The organism is Archangium sp., assembly GCF_057119385.1.
Genome location: NZ_DBNGVP010000112.1, coordinates 56,204 through 70,482 on the forward strand (window position 1 = coordinate 56,204; position 14,279 = coordinate 70,482).

The window sequence follows — 14,279 nt, forward strand, 5'->3', positions numbered from 1 at the left end:
ACCGCATCCACCCCACAGGCCTCGCACCGAGGCGCGTGGGCCCTCACCTTTCTTTTGTCCAAAGGCAGGGCACGCGTCCGCGGGGCCACCAGGAAGTACGAGGCAAGACCGATATGCATCTGAAGAAGAGCGTCAAGATTGGCGAGACCGAGCTGTCCATCGAGACCGGCCACATGGCCAAGCAGGCGGATGGCGCCGTGGTGGTTCGCTACGGCGACACCATGCTGCTCGTCACCGCGGTGAGCGCGCGCGAGAAGAAGGACGTGGACTTCCTCCCCCTCACGGTGGAGTACCAGGAGAAGCTGTACTCGGCCGGCCGCATCCCCGGCAGCTACTTCAAGCGCGAGGGGCGCCTGACGGAGAAGGAGACGCTGGCCAGCCGTATCGTGGACCGCTCCTGCCGCCCGCTGTTCCCGGACGGGTACGCCTACGAGACGCAGATCATCACCAGCGTCATCTCCGCGGACCCGGAGCACGAGGGTGACATCCACGGGATTACCGGCGCCTCCGCGGCGCTGTGGGTGTCGGACATCCCGTTCAACGGCCCCATCGCCGGCATCCGCGTGGGCCGCGTGGACGGCAAGCTCATCGCCAACCCCACCTCCAAGCAGCGCGAGCAGTCGGACATCGACCTGGTCATGGCCGTCAGCCGCGAGGCCATCGTGATGGTGGAGGGTGGTGCCGAGGAGGTGAGCGAGGCGGACATGGTGGCCGCGCTCGAGTTCGGCAAGCAGGCCGTGCAGCCCGCGCTGGATCTGCAGGACGAGCTGCGGCGCGCGCTGAACAAGACGGTGCGCAACTACGACAAGGTCGCCGCGGTGGCCGAGGACCTGAAGGCGAAGGTGCGCGCGCTGGCCTGGGACGGCATCGTCCAGGGCTACACCATCAAGGAGAAGGCGGCCCGCTACGACGCGCTCTCCAAGGCCAAGAAGGAGGCCCTGTCCAAGCTCAAGGAGCAGATGGGCGAGGCCTTCACCTCCCAGGTGGAGAAGCACGCCAAGGCGGTGGTGGAGGACCTGAAGTACGAGCACATGCGCACGCTGACGGTGAACGGTGGCCGCATCGGCGGCCGCGGCCACGACAAGGTGCGTGACATCACCAACGAGGTGGGCGTGCTCCCGCGCACCCACGGCAGCGCGCTCTTCACCCGCGGCGAGACGCAGGCGCTGGTGGTGGCCACGCTGGGGACCTCCGAGGACGAGCAGCGGCTGGAGCTGCTCGGCGGCATGTCCTTCAAGCGGTTCATGCTGCACTACAACTTCCCGCCGTTCAGCGTGAACGAGACCAAGCCCCTGCGCGGCCCCGGCCGTCGCGAGGTGGGTCACGGCGCCCTCGCCGAGCGCGCGCTGCGCAACATGCTGCCCCCGAGCGACAAGTTCCCGTACACGGTGCGGCTCGTGTCGGACATCCTCGAGTCCAACGGCTCGTCCTCCATGGCCTCCGTGTGCGGTGGCACGCTGGCGCTGATGGACGCGGGCGTGCCCATCAAGGCCCCCGTGGCCGGCATCGCCATGGGCCTGGTGAAGGAGGGCGATCAGGTCGCCATCCTCTCGGACATCCTCGGTGACGAGGACCACCTGGGCGACATGGACTTCAAGGTGTGCGGCACCTCGAAGGGCATCACCTCCATCCAGATGGACATCAAGATCACCGGGCTGACCACGGAGATCATGAGCCGCGCGCTGGAGCAGGCGCGTCAGGGCCGTCTGCACATCCTGGGCGAGATGCTCAAGACGATGGCCGAGCCGCGCAAGGAGATCAGCTCCTACGCGCCGCGCATCACCACCATCCAGATCCGCCCCGAGTTCATCAAGAACGTCATCGGGCCGGGCGGCAAGGTGATCAAGGACATCATCGCCCGCACGGGTGCCGTCATCAACATCGACGACTCGGGCCGCGTGGACATCGCGAGCTCGAACGTGGACTCGGTGAAGTCGGCCATCGCGATGATCCAGGCGCTCACGCGCGAGGCGGAGATCGGGAAGATCTACACGGGCACGGTGCGGAAGATCGCCGAGTTCGGCGCCTTCGTGGAGCTGTTCCCGGGCACGGATGGTCTCATCCACATCTCCGAGCTGTCGGACAAGCGCGTGAAGAGCGTGTCGGACGTGCTCAACGAGGGCGATGAGGTGCTGGTGAAGGTCGTCAGCATCGACAAGACGGGCAAGATCCGCCTGTCGCGCAAGGAGGCCATGGCCGAGCGCGCCGCGACGCAGCAGGGCACCGCCCCCGCTCCGACGGACACCACCCAGGCCGGGGCCACCCAGCCGGGCGCCAAGGCCTGAGCCGGCGCACCCCTCTCCCATGGGGAGTGGGTGACGCGAAGCCCTCTTTCCGCTCCGGCGGGGGAGGGCTTCTTCCTTTGCGGGCTCCTGGCGGGAAAAATCCTCCTGGTGGCTCGTGCGTTGATGTGCGGGTCCACCTCCGGAGCCTCGCGTGTCCCCAGGGCCTTTCACCGCGCTCTCGCGTTTCCTCGGCCACTTCCGGTGGGCCTTCATGCCGCTCGGCCTGCTGGCTCTCATCGCCGTGGGCGTCCACGCCGCGGCCGATACGCTCGATGACCGGCTCCTCGCCGTGGTCGACCTGGCCGATGCCGCGTTCGACCGCATCGTGGGCCGCTACAGCTTCACCGCGCCCCTCGTGGACCTGCTCTCCCTCGAGCGGCGCACCACCCTGGCTCGCGCCCTCGCCCTGGCCTGGGAGCTGACGGCGGACGTCGTGCTCGCTCTGCCCGCGCTCGGCTACCGCGAGGAGGCGCCGTCTCCAGTCCGGTCCCCCCTCGCGCTCCCGCAGCGCCACACGTGGCGCGCCATGCTGGGGCGCTGCCTGCGCAAGCCCACCACGATGCGGTGGATCCGCCCGCTGGCCACCGCGCTCGTGGCCGTGGCCGGCGCCTGTACCGTGGCGCGGCTCGTCCAGGGCTCGGTGTACCTCTCGTGGCGCGAATTGCTCGGCGAGAGTGTGGCGGATGGGGTGGCCCGGGGCCTCGCGCTCGCGGCCCTGGTGGGACTCCTGTGGCGGCTGGGCTGGCGCGCGGTTCTGCGCAACCTCCAGCACGCCGACGCCGCCTCCGAGCAGCACGCTCGCGGATTCGCACGGGCCTTCGCCTACGGCCTGCCCGGCTCCGCCCTGGTGGCGCCCCTCGCGCTCGCCGCCGCGCTCGATGCCTCGCCCCTCTGGTCCTTCGTGCGCTGAGGAGGACGCCCCGTGTTCCCACGCCACGTCCGAGGGTTGCTCGACTTCTCCCTGGCCGCCCTCTGCCTCTGGTGCGCCTGGCACCACACGCCCGCGGGCGCGCTCGTGCGGCGCACCTCGGCCTGGGTCCTCGGGAGCCGGAGCACCGCCCGGCCGTTGCTCGCCTACTACGATGGCGTCAGTTCCTCCGGCGTGTCCGCGCCCGCGCTCGCCCCCGTGGCGCCACCCCTCCGGCCCTTCACCGGCTCGGAGGCGCTCGCGTATGGCACCCACCTGGCGCTCAAGGGCCTTTCGCCCGCGGCCCGGGCTCCCGCCTTCGCGCTCGCCACGGAGCTGGGCATCCCCTCTGAGTCCCTGCTCGACGAGGTCCGCGGCCCCGCCGCCGCTCGCAGGCTGCACGAGTCCCTGGCCAGCGCCTTCCCCTACGAGGAGTCCCGCCTCACCGCCGTCTTCGCCGGCCGCGTCCCCGCCCGCTATGCCGCCGCCCGCGTGGCGGCCGAGGGGGGAACTCCGAGTCTGGAGCGGCTCGCGAGACAGCTCCCGCCCGGCTACGAGGACGCCACCGTGGCCGCCGCCCAGGCCCTCGCGCTGGCCACGGCCTTCGGGCTCGCCTGGCCCGTGCCGGAGCACACCCCGGTGACGAGCCCCTTCGGCTACCGCCTCCACCCCGTGCTGGGCACGCGCAAGCTGCACACCGGCGTGGACCTCTCCGTCCGCGTGGGCACCGAGGTGCGCGCGGTGGCCGAGGGCACGGTGCGCCGCGCCAGCGAGGACGGCGTGAATGGCCGGGTGCTCATCCTCGACCATGGCCGCGGCGTGACGACGGCCTACTGCCACAACTCGGAGCTGCTCGTCCGGCCCGGGCAGCGCGTGGCTCGCGGCGAGCTCATCGCCCGCTCGGGCAACACCGGCCGCTCCACTGGGCCCCACCTGCACTACCAGCTCGAGCTCTCCGCCCAGCCCGTGGACCCGCTGCGCTTCCGTCCCAGGTCCACTCCCGTGGCGGACGAGTCCTCTCGCTGAACAGGCCGAGAACTCGATTCCTGGCCACATTGTGCTACCTCATCACACATGACTTCGTCCGTCAGCGTGAGGGTCCGCCGCGTGCGCGCCCATGCCGAGCCGTTGCCGTTGCCGCGCTACGAAACCGCGCTGGCCGCGGGGATGGATCTGCGGGCGGATATCGATGGGGAACTGACGCTCGGGCCGATGGAGCGGGCGGCGGTGCCCACGGGCCTGGCCCTGGCGCTGCCCCCCGGTTACGAGGCGCAGCTCCGGTCCCGCTCGGGACTGGCGCTCAAGCACGGCATCACCCTGTTGAACTCACCCGGTACGGTGGACGCGGACTACCGGGGCGAGGTCCAGGTGCTCCTGGTGAATCTCTCGTCACAGCCCTTCACCCTCCGGCGCGGCGAGCGCATCGCCCAGCTCGTGGTGGCTCCGGTGTCCCAGGTGTCCCTGGTGGAGCTGACGGTGCTGGACGATACCGAGCGGGGAGCGGGGGGCTTCGGCTCGACGGGCCGCTGAGCGGGCGTTCCTTGCCCCGTCTTCGCGCGGCGGGTTAAGACCGTTCGAGGGTGCCTTCTGGAGGCCCCGCAACAGCCCCCCCACCTCCGGGAGTTCGACCGCTTTGCTTTGCCACCGCTGCGGCAGCCAGGTCCCCGACACCAGTGAATCCTGCGCCACCTGTGGGCTGAAGCTCTCGGGCGCCGCGGCGGGGGCCGGCCCGCGCCGTCGTGGGGCGAGCGTGGAGGCTCCCTACAAGCCCGGCGACGTCTTCGCCAGGCGCTACGCCATCCGCGAGGTGCTCGGACCGGGCCCGGTGGGCCATGTCTTCCGCGCGCTCGACCAGGAGATGGACGTCGAGGTCGCGCTCAAGGTCATCAACCCCCGCCTGGTGCAGATGCCCGAGGAGCGCACCCAGTTCTCCTTCGCGCTGCGCCAGGGCAAGAAGCTCACCCACCCCCACCACGTGCGCGTCTACGAGGAGGGCGAGGAGCGCAACCGGCCCTACTTCACCACCCAGCTGCTCGAGGGCATGACGCTGCGGCGGATGATGGATCAACGCGCGGCCCAGGGGCAGCGCTTCTCGGCCCGGGAACTCGAGCCCCTCCTGGCGCAGCTCGTCGAGGCGCTCAACACCGCCCACAAGTACGGGCCGCACTCGGACCTCAAGCCCGACAACATCTTCGTCCTGCCGGACATGCTGAAGGTGACGGACTACGGGCTGGCGCTCGGCATTCCCCGGCTGCCCTTCCTCCAGGCCCAGAAGGTCTGGCGCGTCGCGAGCTACGTCGCCCCCGAGTACGCCGAAGGTGGCGAGCTGGACACGCGGATGGACCTCTACTCGCTCGGCGTCATCGTGGGCGAGCTGCTCACCGGCCAGACGCCCGAGGACGGGGAGCTGCCGGACCTGCAGGCCCACGATCCCGAGCTGCCCCCCGGCGTGGAGTCCCTCTACCGGCGGACCGTCAACGCCAATCCGCTCGCGCGGCCGAAGACGGCGAGCGAGTTCCTCACCGAGTTCTCCGCGGCCCTGGCGCGTCCGAGGCCGCCGTCCGGGTCCGCGAAGCCCGCGGCGGGAGCGCAGGCCCCGGGGGCCGCCCGTCCCCGTCCCAAGCCCGTGCCCTTCAGTCTCACCGCCGAGCTGGCGACGGCCTCTCCGCTGGGCGACGACATGCTGCCGCCGCCCGTTCCCACCGCCGAGCTGCCCGCCCTGGCGGCCCCGACGATCCAGGTGCCCGTCGTGGGCGGCGCCCCCACCCAACAAGAGCTCCCCAAGGCCACCGTCCAGGAGGTCCCCGTGTCGCGCACTCCCACGCTCGAGGCGCCCCGCGTGGACTCCGCGCCCACCGAGCTGCTGACCGCCGACAGCATCGAGCAGCGGCTCGCCTCGAAGGCTCCGGAGAACGCGCGTCCGCTGGATGCCACCCAGCCGCTCGACTCGGCGACGCTCGCGGCGATGATGGGCCGGGCGCCCAAGCCCGCTCCCGCTCCCGCTCCCAAGCCTCGCCCGGCTCCGGCTGCTCCGGCTCCGGCTCCCGCCGCGCGTGCCGAGCCCCCACCCCGGCCCGTGGTGCAGGCTCCTCCCGCCCGCGTGGCTCCCCGGAACGGGCCCGCGGCACCGGCTCCCCGCTCCCGCTCCTCCACGGTGGTGCTGGTGCTGTTGACGCTCGCGGGCCTCGGCCTGGGCGCGGCGGGCGGCTACTGGATCCTGTGGAAGATCCGCCATGGCGCCCAGCCGGCTCCCGCGGCGCCCTCGTCCTCGCAGGGGGCGAAGCCATGAAGCGGTGGGGGTGGCTCGCCCTGCTCGTGTTGTGGGCGCCGCTGGTGGCCGCCTCGGAGCCGGCGCGGCCTCGCGTGGTGGTGGTGAAGTCCGCCGGGCTCGCGCCCTACGCGGCGGTGGTGGCCGGCTTCAGCGCCGAGGTGCGCGCCGAGGTGGTGGAGGTGACGTTGGAGGACAGCGCCCCGGCGGCGGCCCGGGCCTTCCAGCGCATCGCCTCGCAGAAGCCGGCGCTGGTGCTGGCCATCGGCCCGCTGGCGGCCAACACCGCCCGCCGCACCTTGGACACGCAGGTCCCCGTCCTCTTCGTCATGGTGCCCTACTACGAGAAGTACGGCCTGGAGGGCCCCAACATCACCGGCATCGCGCTCACCAGCGACTTCCGCCCCGAGCTCGCCGCCCTCAAGTCCGTGGCTCCCGCGGCGAAGCGGGTGGGCATCCTGCATGACCCGCGCTTCTCCGCCGGGCTGGTGGAGGCGGCGCAGTCGGCCGCGGGGCCCCTGGGCCTCTCCATCGTGCCGCTCGCGGCGGACGCGCAGGGCAAGGCGGAGAAGGTGCTCGCCGGCTCGAAGGACAAGGTGGACGCACTGCTCATGGTGGCCGACAAGACGGTGGGCAACGCCGCCGTCGTCCAGGAGCTCATCTCGTTCGCCACCGCTCAACACCTGCCACTGGTGGGCCTCACCCCCAGTCAGGTGAAGGAGGGCGCCACGCTCGCCCTCGCTCCCAGCCCCACCGCCATCGGGCAGCAGGCGGGCCGGCTGGCCAACCGCATCATCCATGAGAAGGTCGATCCCGGTGCGCTGGCGGTCTCCCAGCCCGAGGGGATGGACCTGGCCGTCAATCTCTCCGCCGCCAGCAAGCTGGGAGGCTCCAGGGACGTGGTGCTGGAGCTGCTCCGGTTCGCGGCCAAGCGGGACTTCCCCGTGAGGGTCTTCGAGTGATTCCGCGTTACAGCCGCAAGGAGATGTCTTCCCTCTGGACCGACGTGGCCCGTCTGCGCCGCTGGCGCGACGTGGAGCTGGCCGCGCTGGAGGGCATGGTGGAGCAGGGCATCGCCCCGCGCGAGGCGTTGCAGGACTGCCTCGAGCGCGCCGGTGACTTCACCGAGGCGGATGCCGCCCGCATCGAGGAGATCGAGCGCACCACCAAGCACGACGTCATCGCCTTCCTCACCTTCATGGAGGAGCGGATCGGCCCGAGCGCCCGCTGGCTGCACCTGGGCATGACGTCCTCGGACGTGCTGGACACGTCGCTGGGCCTGGTGCTGCGCGATGCGGTGGATCTCATCCTCCAGGGGGTGGGGCGCGCCATGGCCGCGGTGGAGAAGCGCGCCTTCGAGCACAAGCGCACGCTGATGATGGGCCGCAGCCACGGCATCCACGCCGAGCCCATCACCTTCGGGCACAAGCTGGCCATCTGGTACGACGAGCTGCGCCGCGCCGAGTCCCGCCTGCTCCGGGCCCGCGAGGTCATCGCCGTGGGCAAGATTTCGGGCGCCGTGGGCACGTTCGCGCACCTGCCGCCCGCGGTGGAGGTGTTCGCCTGCAAGAAGCTGGGCCTCACGCCCGCGCCGGCCTCCAGTCAGATCGTCCAGCGGGACAGGCACGCCGAGTACTTCTCCGCGCTGGCGCTGCTGGGCTCGAGCATCGAGAAGTTCGCGGTGGAGATCCGCCACCTGCAGCGCACCGAGGTCCGCGAGGCCGAGGAGCACTTCACCCCGGGCCAGAAGGGCTCGAGCGCGATGCCGCACAAGCGCAACCCCATCCTCTCGGAGAACCTCTCCGGGCTGGCGCGGCTGCTGCGCGGCTACGCGGTGAGCGCGCTGGAGGACGTGGCGCTCTGGCACGAGCGGGACATCTCGCACTCGTCGGTGGAGCGGGTGATCGGCCCGGATGCGACGATCGTGGCCGACTTCATGATGCACCGCTTCGCCGGGCTGATGGAGAACCTGCGCGTCTACCCGGAGAACATGCAGAAGAACCTGGACATGCTGGGCGGGGTGGTGAACTCGCAGCGGATCCTCCTGGAGCTGGCGCGCAAGGGGATGGATCGCCAGGCGGCGTACGTCATCGTGCAGCGCAACGCGATGCGCATGTACGAGCAGGGCGTGTCCTTCCGGCAGGCGCTCGCGGAGGACCAGGATCTGCTCGCGGTGATGACGCCGGCGGAGATCGAGGACTGCTTCTCGGCCGGCTATCACATCAAACACGTGGACGACATCTTCCAGCGGGTGTTCGGCCGGAGCGAGTAGCGGGCACCTTCAGGGCTCAATGGCCCCCGAAGGTCAGGGTGAAGTCGCACGTGAGGACGGAGCAGAAGCCCGTGCAGTTGAAGTCGTCGAGGACACTGGGGTTCGGAAAGGGCTTGCCCCCGACGACACCGCGCAGCGCGTCCTCTTCGAACTCGGTGAGCGGCTTGCCGGAGGGGCTCTCGGGTAGGGCCGAGCGCTCCTCGGCGGTGAGGGTGGCGCGGTAGTCCGGCTCCTTCCAGGCGCGGATGATTCGTTTCGTGTCCATGGCTGTCCTTGGCTCGGACCGCGCTCCGGGATGGGCGCGGGCTACCTGGAGGGAGTCCTGTCTCCCGAAGTGTGATGGGGCGGGGAGACCGTCTCGTCAGCTCGGCCCGCCACGGTCGGGCGGGAGTAGTTCCAACAGTTCGGGATGCCTCATGGCTCCCGCCTCGAGCTTGCCGTATGCGACCTCGGCTTCCTCCTCCGGCTCCGCGCGCTGGGCGAACGACTCGTGGTCGATGCACAGCACCTGCCCGTCGGTCCGCAGCACCCAGAGGTCTATCTCCGTGCAGTCGAGTAGTCCGTCCACCCTTCCGAGTAGGAGAACCGCCCGTCCTCTTCCAGCGTCAGGGTGGAGGTGACGTTCCACCCATCGGGGGATTGCGAGGAGTCTTCGTAGGTCTTCATGGTGGCTCTGGAAGAGGCCTCAATTCCGCTCTGGCGCCTCAAGCTTCTTGAGCATCTCCACCGCGTTGGTGTTCTTGGGGGTCAGCTCCAGGGAGCGGCGGTAGTTCGCGATCGCCCGCTCCTTGTTGCCGCTGACCATGTACGCCTCACCCAGGCTGTCGTAGGCGTTCCCATCACCGGGAAACATCTCCACGTTCAGCTCGAAGATCGCGATCGCGTCCGCCACACGCCCAGCGCCCAGCAGCTGATATCCGGTGCGATTCAGTTCCACCGGCGAGAAGTCGTACTCGGCCGCCTTCGTCGCCTTGAGGGCCTTGTACCTGGCGATGGCCTCCGCCACGGATGCCTTGTCGAGGGCCGCCATCACGACTTCCCCGATGGCCTGCCGGGGCTGTTGGGGCGGAATGCCATGAAGGATGCTCAGCACTCCGGCCGCGAGCTCCAGGAGCTTGTCCCCGCGCGACGTATTGTCGAGGATCACGACGAGCTCCTTGCGCTCGGGTGCGCGGATGAGAATCGTGGAGAACCCGTTGATTCCGCCCGAGTGGCTGACGGTGGCGAGCTCCGTCTTGGTGTCGTTCAGCGTGAGCGGCTTCACGACCCATCCGTGGGCGTACTGGTTCATTCCCGGTGTGAACATCTGCTGCTTGAGCGGCGCGGGGAGCAGCTTGTCGAGGTAGAGCGCCCGGTCCCAGAGGTAGAGATCCTCCACCGTCGAATACAGGGAGCCGGCCGCATACGGCAGCCCCATGTCGAGGTAGGGCGCGTTGACCAGGCCGCCGGGCCCGTACTGGTAGCCACTCGCGCGCTTCGGGAGCACCGTCGCATGGACGTCATAGCCGCTGTTCTTCATCCCCAGCGGGCCGAAGATGCGCTGCTGCAGCGCCTGTGCATACGTCATCCCGGTGAGCTTCTCGATGATGGCGCCGAGCAGGAAGTAGCCGGAGTTGTTGTACGACCACTTCGTCCCGGGTTCGAACTCGAGGTCGCCGCTGGCGAACTTCTTCACGAAGTCCGCGACCGTATAGGGGTCACGCGAGTCGTTCGCGAAGAACGTGGGCGAGGACGTGTAGCTCGGGATGCCCGAGGTGTGGTTCAGCAGGTGCGAGATCGTGATGCGATCGCCCGTGTCCTTGCGGTAGTCCGGAAGATGCTTGGTGAGCGTGTCATCGAGCTGGAGCTTCCCCTCGGCGACGAGCTGCATGATGACCATCGAGGTGAACTGCTTCGTGATGGAGCCGAGGCGGAACTTCGTATCGGGTGTATTCGGCAGCTGCCATTCGAAGTTCGCCTGGCCGTAGCCCTTCTTGTGGACGATGCCCTTCTCGTCGGCGACGAGCACGGCACCGTTGAACTGGCGCAACTGGTGGTACTTCGTGACGAGCCGATCAATCTCCTGCTGCCGCGTTGCCGCTTCGGCGGACACGGCCAGCACGAAGACGAAGAGCGCGCTCGCGATGCGCGCATGGAGCCAATTCATTCGATTCCCCACGTGTTGAACGGATACGGTCCGGGCTTGAGCCCGGAATCCCCGTCGAGCATAGCCCATGACACACCACCTCCTGTTCCTGCCCGGTGCCGGTGGCGCCGCGTCCTTCTGGCATCCGCTCGGAGCGTTGTTTGGACATAGTCGAGTGCCCCCGCCCTCTCCCAGAGGGAGAGGGCGCATGCGCAACACGGCCCGCGGGCTCACCGGGAGATGAGCTGGTTGGCCGCGCCTCGGGTGACCACCGCCTGCGCGACGATGGCGAGCTGTTGCTGGGCGGTGGCGGTGTTCATCAGGGCGAGGCTGACCGCATGCGCCGATGCCTGGAGCACGTGGGCGATGGCGAACTCGGGCGCGATCTCGATCAAGGCCTGAGCGCTCTTCCCGGCCTGGGCGAGCAGGGCCTCGGGCGAGAGCGCCGCTGGAGCGGGGGCCTCGGGTGGGGCGGCCGCGGCCGGGACGGTGCTCGTCGCGGGAGCCGTGGCCGCGGCCTGGGCCGTGGCGGGACGAGGGGCGTTGGGCGTGGGTACACCCCCCTGCGAGGCCAGCGCGAGGATGCTCTGCTGCTGCTGCTCGAGCACGCGGTTCAAGGTCGTGAGCGCGTGGGCACTGGCGTCCACGATCAGGGTCAGCTCCCGGGCGAAGTCCTGAGCACTCTTCGTCATGGTGTGCCTCCTCACTTCGAGCCAGCGGGCTGGGAGTAGATGGGGGCGGTGGCGTGCCCGGTCGATGCCGTATCCAGGCCGTAGAGGGTCGCGACGCCCTGGGTGGTGGCGGCCTGCATGGTCACGTAGGAGGCCTGCTGAGACTGGGTGGCGTTGTGGGCCGCGTTGGAGATCGCTTGCGATGTGGTCACGTAGAGGTTGCCCATGGCGATGGCGGGGGCATCTCCGAGCACCTTCAGGTTCGCCTGCGTCACAGAATCGGTGATCTGGTCATTGACCGCGGTGGGGAACGCCATGTCTCTGCCTTTCCGGTCGAAGGGGTTGAAGCAGCCCGGAGTCTCCCATTCGCCCGCGAGGACCCGCCAGCACGCCGCGGCGCGTCACCTCCAGGCCCTCGGAGCGAGCAGGCGGGCGCGGATTGCGGCGATCCGAGCTGCACGCTGTAAAGTTGCATACATGCTCAACGTCGTCGTCGTGGAAGACGACTCCAACCTGCTCACATCGGTGCGGCAGGCGATCGAGGCGCCGGAGTCCGGAATGCGCATCGCCGGTGCCTTCTCGCGCGGAGGCGAGGCCATCTCGTGGCTTCAGCGCCAGAAGCCGGTGGACTGCGCGCTGGTGGATCTCGGCCTCCCGGATCGCTCCGGCGTGGAGGTGCTGGCCGAGCTGAGGACGACCCACCCCACCGCCGTCGGCCTCGTCTTCACCATCTTCGACGACGACGAGCACCTGTTCCCCGCGCTGCAGGCCGGAGCGCAGGGGTACCTGCTGAAGGACTCCACCTCGGAGGTCCTCCTCCGCTCCATCCGCGAGGCGATCGCGGGGGGCGCGCCGATGACGCCAGCGGTGGCCCGGAAGGTGGTCCGGCGCTTCTGGGCGCCGCCGGTGGTCCAGCAGGAGCCGCTCACCGCGCGCGAGCGGGAGTTGCTCGTGCTGCTCTGCCATGGCGCCAGCTACGACGCGGCGGCGGCGCGGATGAAGGTGAGCCTGAGCACGGTCCAGGCGCACGTGCGCAGCACGTACCGCAAGCTCGCGGTGAGCTCCAAGGCCGAGGCGGTGAGCGCGGCCGTCCGGCTGGGCCTCTTCGTGCCATGAAGCTGAGCCTCCTCGTCGGCAGTCCGCCCTCCAGCGGTCCGTTGGTGGAGGCGCACCGCAAGATGCGCGCGCCCCGTGCGGTGGCGATGCTGATGGCGGGGGCGCTGGCGGTGGCGCTGGTGCCACTCATCCCCGGCGTCTCCACGCGGCTCGAGGTCTCTCTCCACGACACCGCGCGGGCGATGGGGCTGTTCGCGATCGTCTCGTTCTCCGCGGCGGGGGTGTTCTGGCGCCGGGGGGCCACGCCCACCTACTGGTGGCTGTGTGCCCTCGAGACGCTGACCACCGCGCTCTCGCTGCTGTCCCTGGTGTGGGCGTCGGGGAATCCGCTCAGCCCATTCTGGCTGCTCTTCGTCTGCCTGTGCCTGATCGTCGCCGTGGATGCCAACGGACGCATCATCGAGGGCCTGGCCTTCGTGGTCGCGCCCCAGGTGCTCGCGCTGCTGTTCCTCCTCGAGGGAGAGCCCGCGAAGGCGGGGATCTCCGCGGTCATCGGCGGCGTGGTGGTGGTGTTGGGCACCGTGCTCCGGGGGCTGTTCGTCGGCCTCACCGAGGCGCGCAACGAGCGGGATCGCCTCCGCGCCGAGCTGGCCGAGCTGCGCCTTCGAGAGGAGCGTCACCGCATCTCGCGCGACCTTCACGACGGGCTCGGGACCGAGCTGGCCAGCCTCACCTGGACGGCGCGCACGCTCCACCAGCGGCTCGAGGGCTCCCCCGTGCAGGGCGAGGTGGGGCACCTGCTCGAGCGGCTCCGCTCCGGCATGGACGAGCTGCGCACCGTGGTCTGGGCGTTGCGCGTGCCGGCTCGCCCCTGGGAGGACGTGGTGGTGCGGCTCTCCCAGCGGTGCCGGGAGCTGGGCGGTGACCGCGACGTGGTGGTGGATGCCTCCGCCGCCGACCCGCGCGCGGAGCTCGATGGTCAGGTGTCGCTCGATCTGGTGCGCGCCGTTCAGGAGCTGGTGCACAACGCCGCCCGCCACGCGCGGCCCCGGTGCATCCGCGTCACGCTCCGCTGCGAGCCGGACGGAATCCGTTTCCGGGTCGAGGACGACGGCCGGGGGCTCGCCGACGGCGCGCTCGAGCGGAGCGAGGGCGGCCTCAAGAACTTCCGGGCGCGGGTGGAGGGCGCGGGCGGCACCACGCAGGTGGAGTCGTCGCCGCGGGGGACGCGGGTGTCCGCGTGGCTACCCACACCTACCTTTCGGCCTGACATATCCATGCAATAGCGGCATGGCGCCATGCGGCGGTACCTCTGCCGCATGCCTGACACTTCTCTCAAACGCCTCGTCGTGGGTGCCGTCCTCGCGCTGTCCATCGTCAGCACGGGCTGCGGCGCGGTCATGTCGTACATCCAGGGCGGTCCCCTCATCCGAGAGCCGAACGGGCCGACCGGGAAGATCGTGATCGACAACAAGAGTGGCTACACGCTCGGCGCGGTGCTGCTGTCCGACTGTGACAGCTCCACCTACGGCCTGAACCGGCTCCCCGCGCGCACGGGCATCGAGGACGGGAAGACGTACGAGTTCACCGTCTCGCCCGGGTGCTGGAGCATCGCCATCGGCAGCGGCAGCGCGGAGGTTCGCGGAAAGCTCTACGTCGCCGCGGACAAGGCCTCCGTCTACACGGTGAACTGAC

General features: G+C 70.0%; 16 protein-coding genes. 10 read left to right on the forward strand and 6 right to left on the reverse strand.

Going from position 1 to position 14,279, the window contains the following annotated elements:
• The first annotated feature begins 113 nt into the window (after positions 1–113).
• The 7 genes from pnp (at position 114) to purB (ending at position 8,732) form a co-directional block, all read left to right on the forward strand.
• A complete protein-coding gene (gene pnp, locus AC16DP_RS26960; RefSeq protein WP_329732540.1) occupies positions 114–2,285 on the forward strand; it encodes a polyribonucleotide nucleotidyltransferase in 2,172 nt (723 codons plus the stop codon).
• A gap of 151 nt (positions 2,286–2,436) precedes the next feature.
• The gene (locus tag AC16DP_RS26965) at positions 2,437–3,195 is read left to right on the forward strand and encodes a hypothetical protein (protein WP_414640785.1); all 759 of its coding nucleotides are present in this window, start codon (positions 2,437–2,439) and stop codon (positions 3,193–3,195) included.
• 12 nt (positions 3,196–3,207) lie between these two features.
• The gene (locus AC16DP_RS26970) at positions 3,208–4,218 is read left to right on the forward strand and encodes a M23 family metallopeptidase (protein WP_329732541.1); all 1,011 of its coding nucleotides are present in this window, start codon (positions 3,208–3,210) and stop codon (positions 4,216–4,218) included.
• Positions 4,219–4,266: 48 nt separating this feature from the next.
• On the forward strand, positions 4,267–4,722 hold the full coding sequence (gene dut, locus AC16DP_RS26975; protein ID WP_329732542.1) for a dUTP diphosphatase: 456 nt from the start codon (positions 4,267–4,269) through the stop codon (positions 4,720–4,722).
• Positions 4,723–4,942: 220 nt separating this feature from the next.
• Positions 4,943–6,481, forward strand: coding sequence for a serine/threonine protein kinase (locus tag AC16DP_RS26980; protein WP_329732543.1), 1,539 nt, complete (start codon positions 4,943–4,945; stop codon positions 6,479–6,481).
• A complete protein-coding gene (locus AC16DP_RS26985) occupies positions 6,478–7,422 on the forward strand; it encodes an ABC transporter substrate-binding protein (RefSeq protein WP_329732544.1) in 945 nt (314 codons plus the stop codon). The genes AC16DP_RS26980 and AC16DP_RS26985 overlap by 4 nt, the downstream gene beginning before the upstream one ends.
• Positions 7,419–8,732 (forward strand): adenylosuccinate lyase, encoded by a 1,314-nt coding sequence (gene purB, locus AC16DP_RS26990; RefSeq protein WP_329732545.1) that lies wholly within the window; start codon positions 7,419–7,421, stop codon positions 8,730–8,732. The genes AC16DP_RS26985 and purB overlap by 4 nt, the downstream gene beginning before the upstream one ends.
• Positions 8,733–8,748: 16 nt before the next feature.
• Here the strand turns inward: purB and AC16DP_RS26995 are convergent, their stop codons facing one another.
• The 6 genes from AC16DP_RS26995 to AC16DP_RS27020 form a co-directional block, all read right to left on the reverse strand.
• Complete coding sequence (locus AC16DP_RS26995) at positions 8,749–8,997, reverse strand: mersacidin/lichenicidin family type 2 lantibiotic (RefSeq protein WP_329732546.1); 249 nt, start codon at positions 8,995–8,997, stop codon at positions 8,749–8,751.
• A 96-nt stretch (positions 8,998–9,093) separates the two neighbouring features.
• The gene (locus AC16DP_RS27000; RefSeq protein WP_329732547.1) at positions 9,094–9,300 is read right to left on the reverse strand and encodes a hypothetical protein; all 207 of its coding nucleotides are present in this window, start codon (positions 9,298–9,300) and stop codon (positions 9,094–9,096) included.
• Complete coding sequence (locus AC16DP_RS27005) at positions 9,270–9,398, reverse strand: hypothetical protein (protein WP_329732548.1); 129 nt, start codon at positions 9,396–9,398, stop codon at positions 9,270–9,272. Before AC16DP_RS27005 ends, AC16DP_RS27000 begins: the two co-directional genes overlap by 31 nt.
• A 19-nt stretch (positions 9,399–9,417) precedes the next feature.
• Positions 9,418–10,878: a serine hydrolase gene (locus AC16DP_RS27010; RefSeq protein ID WP_329732549.1), complete on the reverse strand. Its 1,461-nt coding sequence runs from the start codon at positions 10,876–10,878 to the stop codon at positions 9,418–9,420.
• Positions 10,879–11,087: 209 nt separating this feature from the next.
• Positions 11,088–11,549, reverse strand: coding sequence for a RebB family R body protein (locus AC16DP_RS27015; protein WP_329732550.1), 462 nt, complete (start codon positions 11,547–11,549; stop codon positions 11,088–11,090).
• An 11-nt stretch (positions 11,550–11,560) separates the two neighbouring features.
• Positions 11,561–11,845 carry a RebB family R body protein gene (locus tag AC16DP_RS27020; protein WP_329732551.1) on the reverse strand — a complete coding sequence of 95 codons (285 nt, stop codon included), beginning with the start codon at positions 11,843–11,845 and terminating at the stop codon, positions 11,561–11,563.
• A 160-nt stretch (positions 11,846–12,005) separates the two neighbouring features.
• Between AC16DP_RS27020 and AC16DP_RS27025 the strand changes: the two genes are divergently transcribed.
• Genes AC16DP_RS27025 through AC16DP_RS27035 form a run of 3 tightly spaced genes read left to right on the forward strand, consistent with a single transcriptional unit; the run spans position 12,006 to position 14,278 of the window.
• Positions 12,006–12,644: a response regulator transcription factor gene (locus AC16DP_RS27025; RefSeq protein WP_329732552.1), complete on the forward strand. Its 639-nt coding sequence runs from the start codon at positions 12,006–12,008 to the stop codon at positions 12,642–12,644.
• A complete protein-coding gene (locus AC16DP_RS27030) occupies positions 12,641–13,870 on the forward strand; it encodes a sensor histidine kinase (protein ID WP_329732553.1) in 1,230 nt (409 codons plus the stop codon). The genes AC16DP_RS27025 and AC16DP_RS27030 overlap by 4 nt, the downstream gene beginning before the upstream one ends.
• Positions 13,871–13,903: 33 nt before the next feature.
• Positions 13,904–14,278 (forward strand): hypothetical protein, encoded by a 375-nt coding sequence (locus AC16DP_RS27035; RefSeq protein WP_329732554.1) that lies wholly within the window; start codon positions 13,904–13,906, stop codon positions 14,276–14,278.
• Position 14,279: the final 1 nt, after the last annotated feature.

What these genes read in the sequence shown, in the direction of transcription:
- AC16DP_RS27025 (WP_329732552.1), top strand. Translation starts at nt 12,006, where the DNA reads ATGCTCAACGTCGTCGTCGTGGAAGACGACTCCAACCTGCTCACATCG.
- AC16DP_RS27010 (WP_329732549.1), bottom strand. Translation starts at nt 10,878, where the DNA reads ATGAATTGGCTCCATGCGCGCATCGCGAGCGCGCTCTTCGTCTTCGTG.
- AC16DP_RS27035 (WP_329732554.1), top strand. Translation starts at nt 13,904, where the DNA reads ATGCCTGACACTTCTCTCAAACGCCTCGTCGTGGGTGCCGTCCTCGCG.
- AC16DP_RS27020 (WP_329732551.1), bottom strand. Translation starts at nt 11,845, where the DNA reads ATGGCGTTCCCCACCGCGGTCAATGACCAGATCACCGATTCTGTGACG.
- AC16DP_RS27005 (WP_329732548.1), bottom strand. Translation starts at nt 9,398, where the DNA reads ATGAAGACCTACGAAGACTCCTCGCAATCCCCCGATGGGTGGAACGTC.
- AC16DP_RS26995 (WP_329732546.1), bottom strand. Translation starts at nt 8,997, where the DNA reads ATGGACACGAAACGAATCATCCGCGCCTGGAAGGAGCCGGACTACCGC.
- AC16DP_RS27030 (WP_329732553.1), top strand. Translation starts at nt 12,641, where the DNA reads ATGAAGCTGAGCCTCCTCGTCGGCAGTCCGCCCTCCAGCGGTCCGTTG.
- pnp (WP_329732540.1), top strand. Translation starts at nt 114, where the DNA reads ATGCATCTGAAGAAGAGCGTCAAGATTGGCGAGACCGAGCTGTCCATC.
- AC16DP_RS27015 (WP_329732550.1), bottom strand. Translation starts at nt 11,549, where the DNA reads ATGACGAAGAGTGCTCAGGACTTCGCCCGGGAGCTGACCCTGATCGTG.
- dut (WP_329732542.1), top strand. Translation starts at nt 4,267, where the DNA reads ATGACTTCGTCCGTCAGCGTGAGGGTCCGCCGCGTGCGCGCCCATGCC.
- AC16DP_RS26985 (WP_329732544.1), top strand. Translation starts at nt 6,478, where the DNA reads ATGAAGCGGTGGGGGTGGCTCGCCCTGCTCGTGTTGTGGGCGCCGCTG.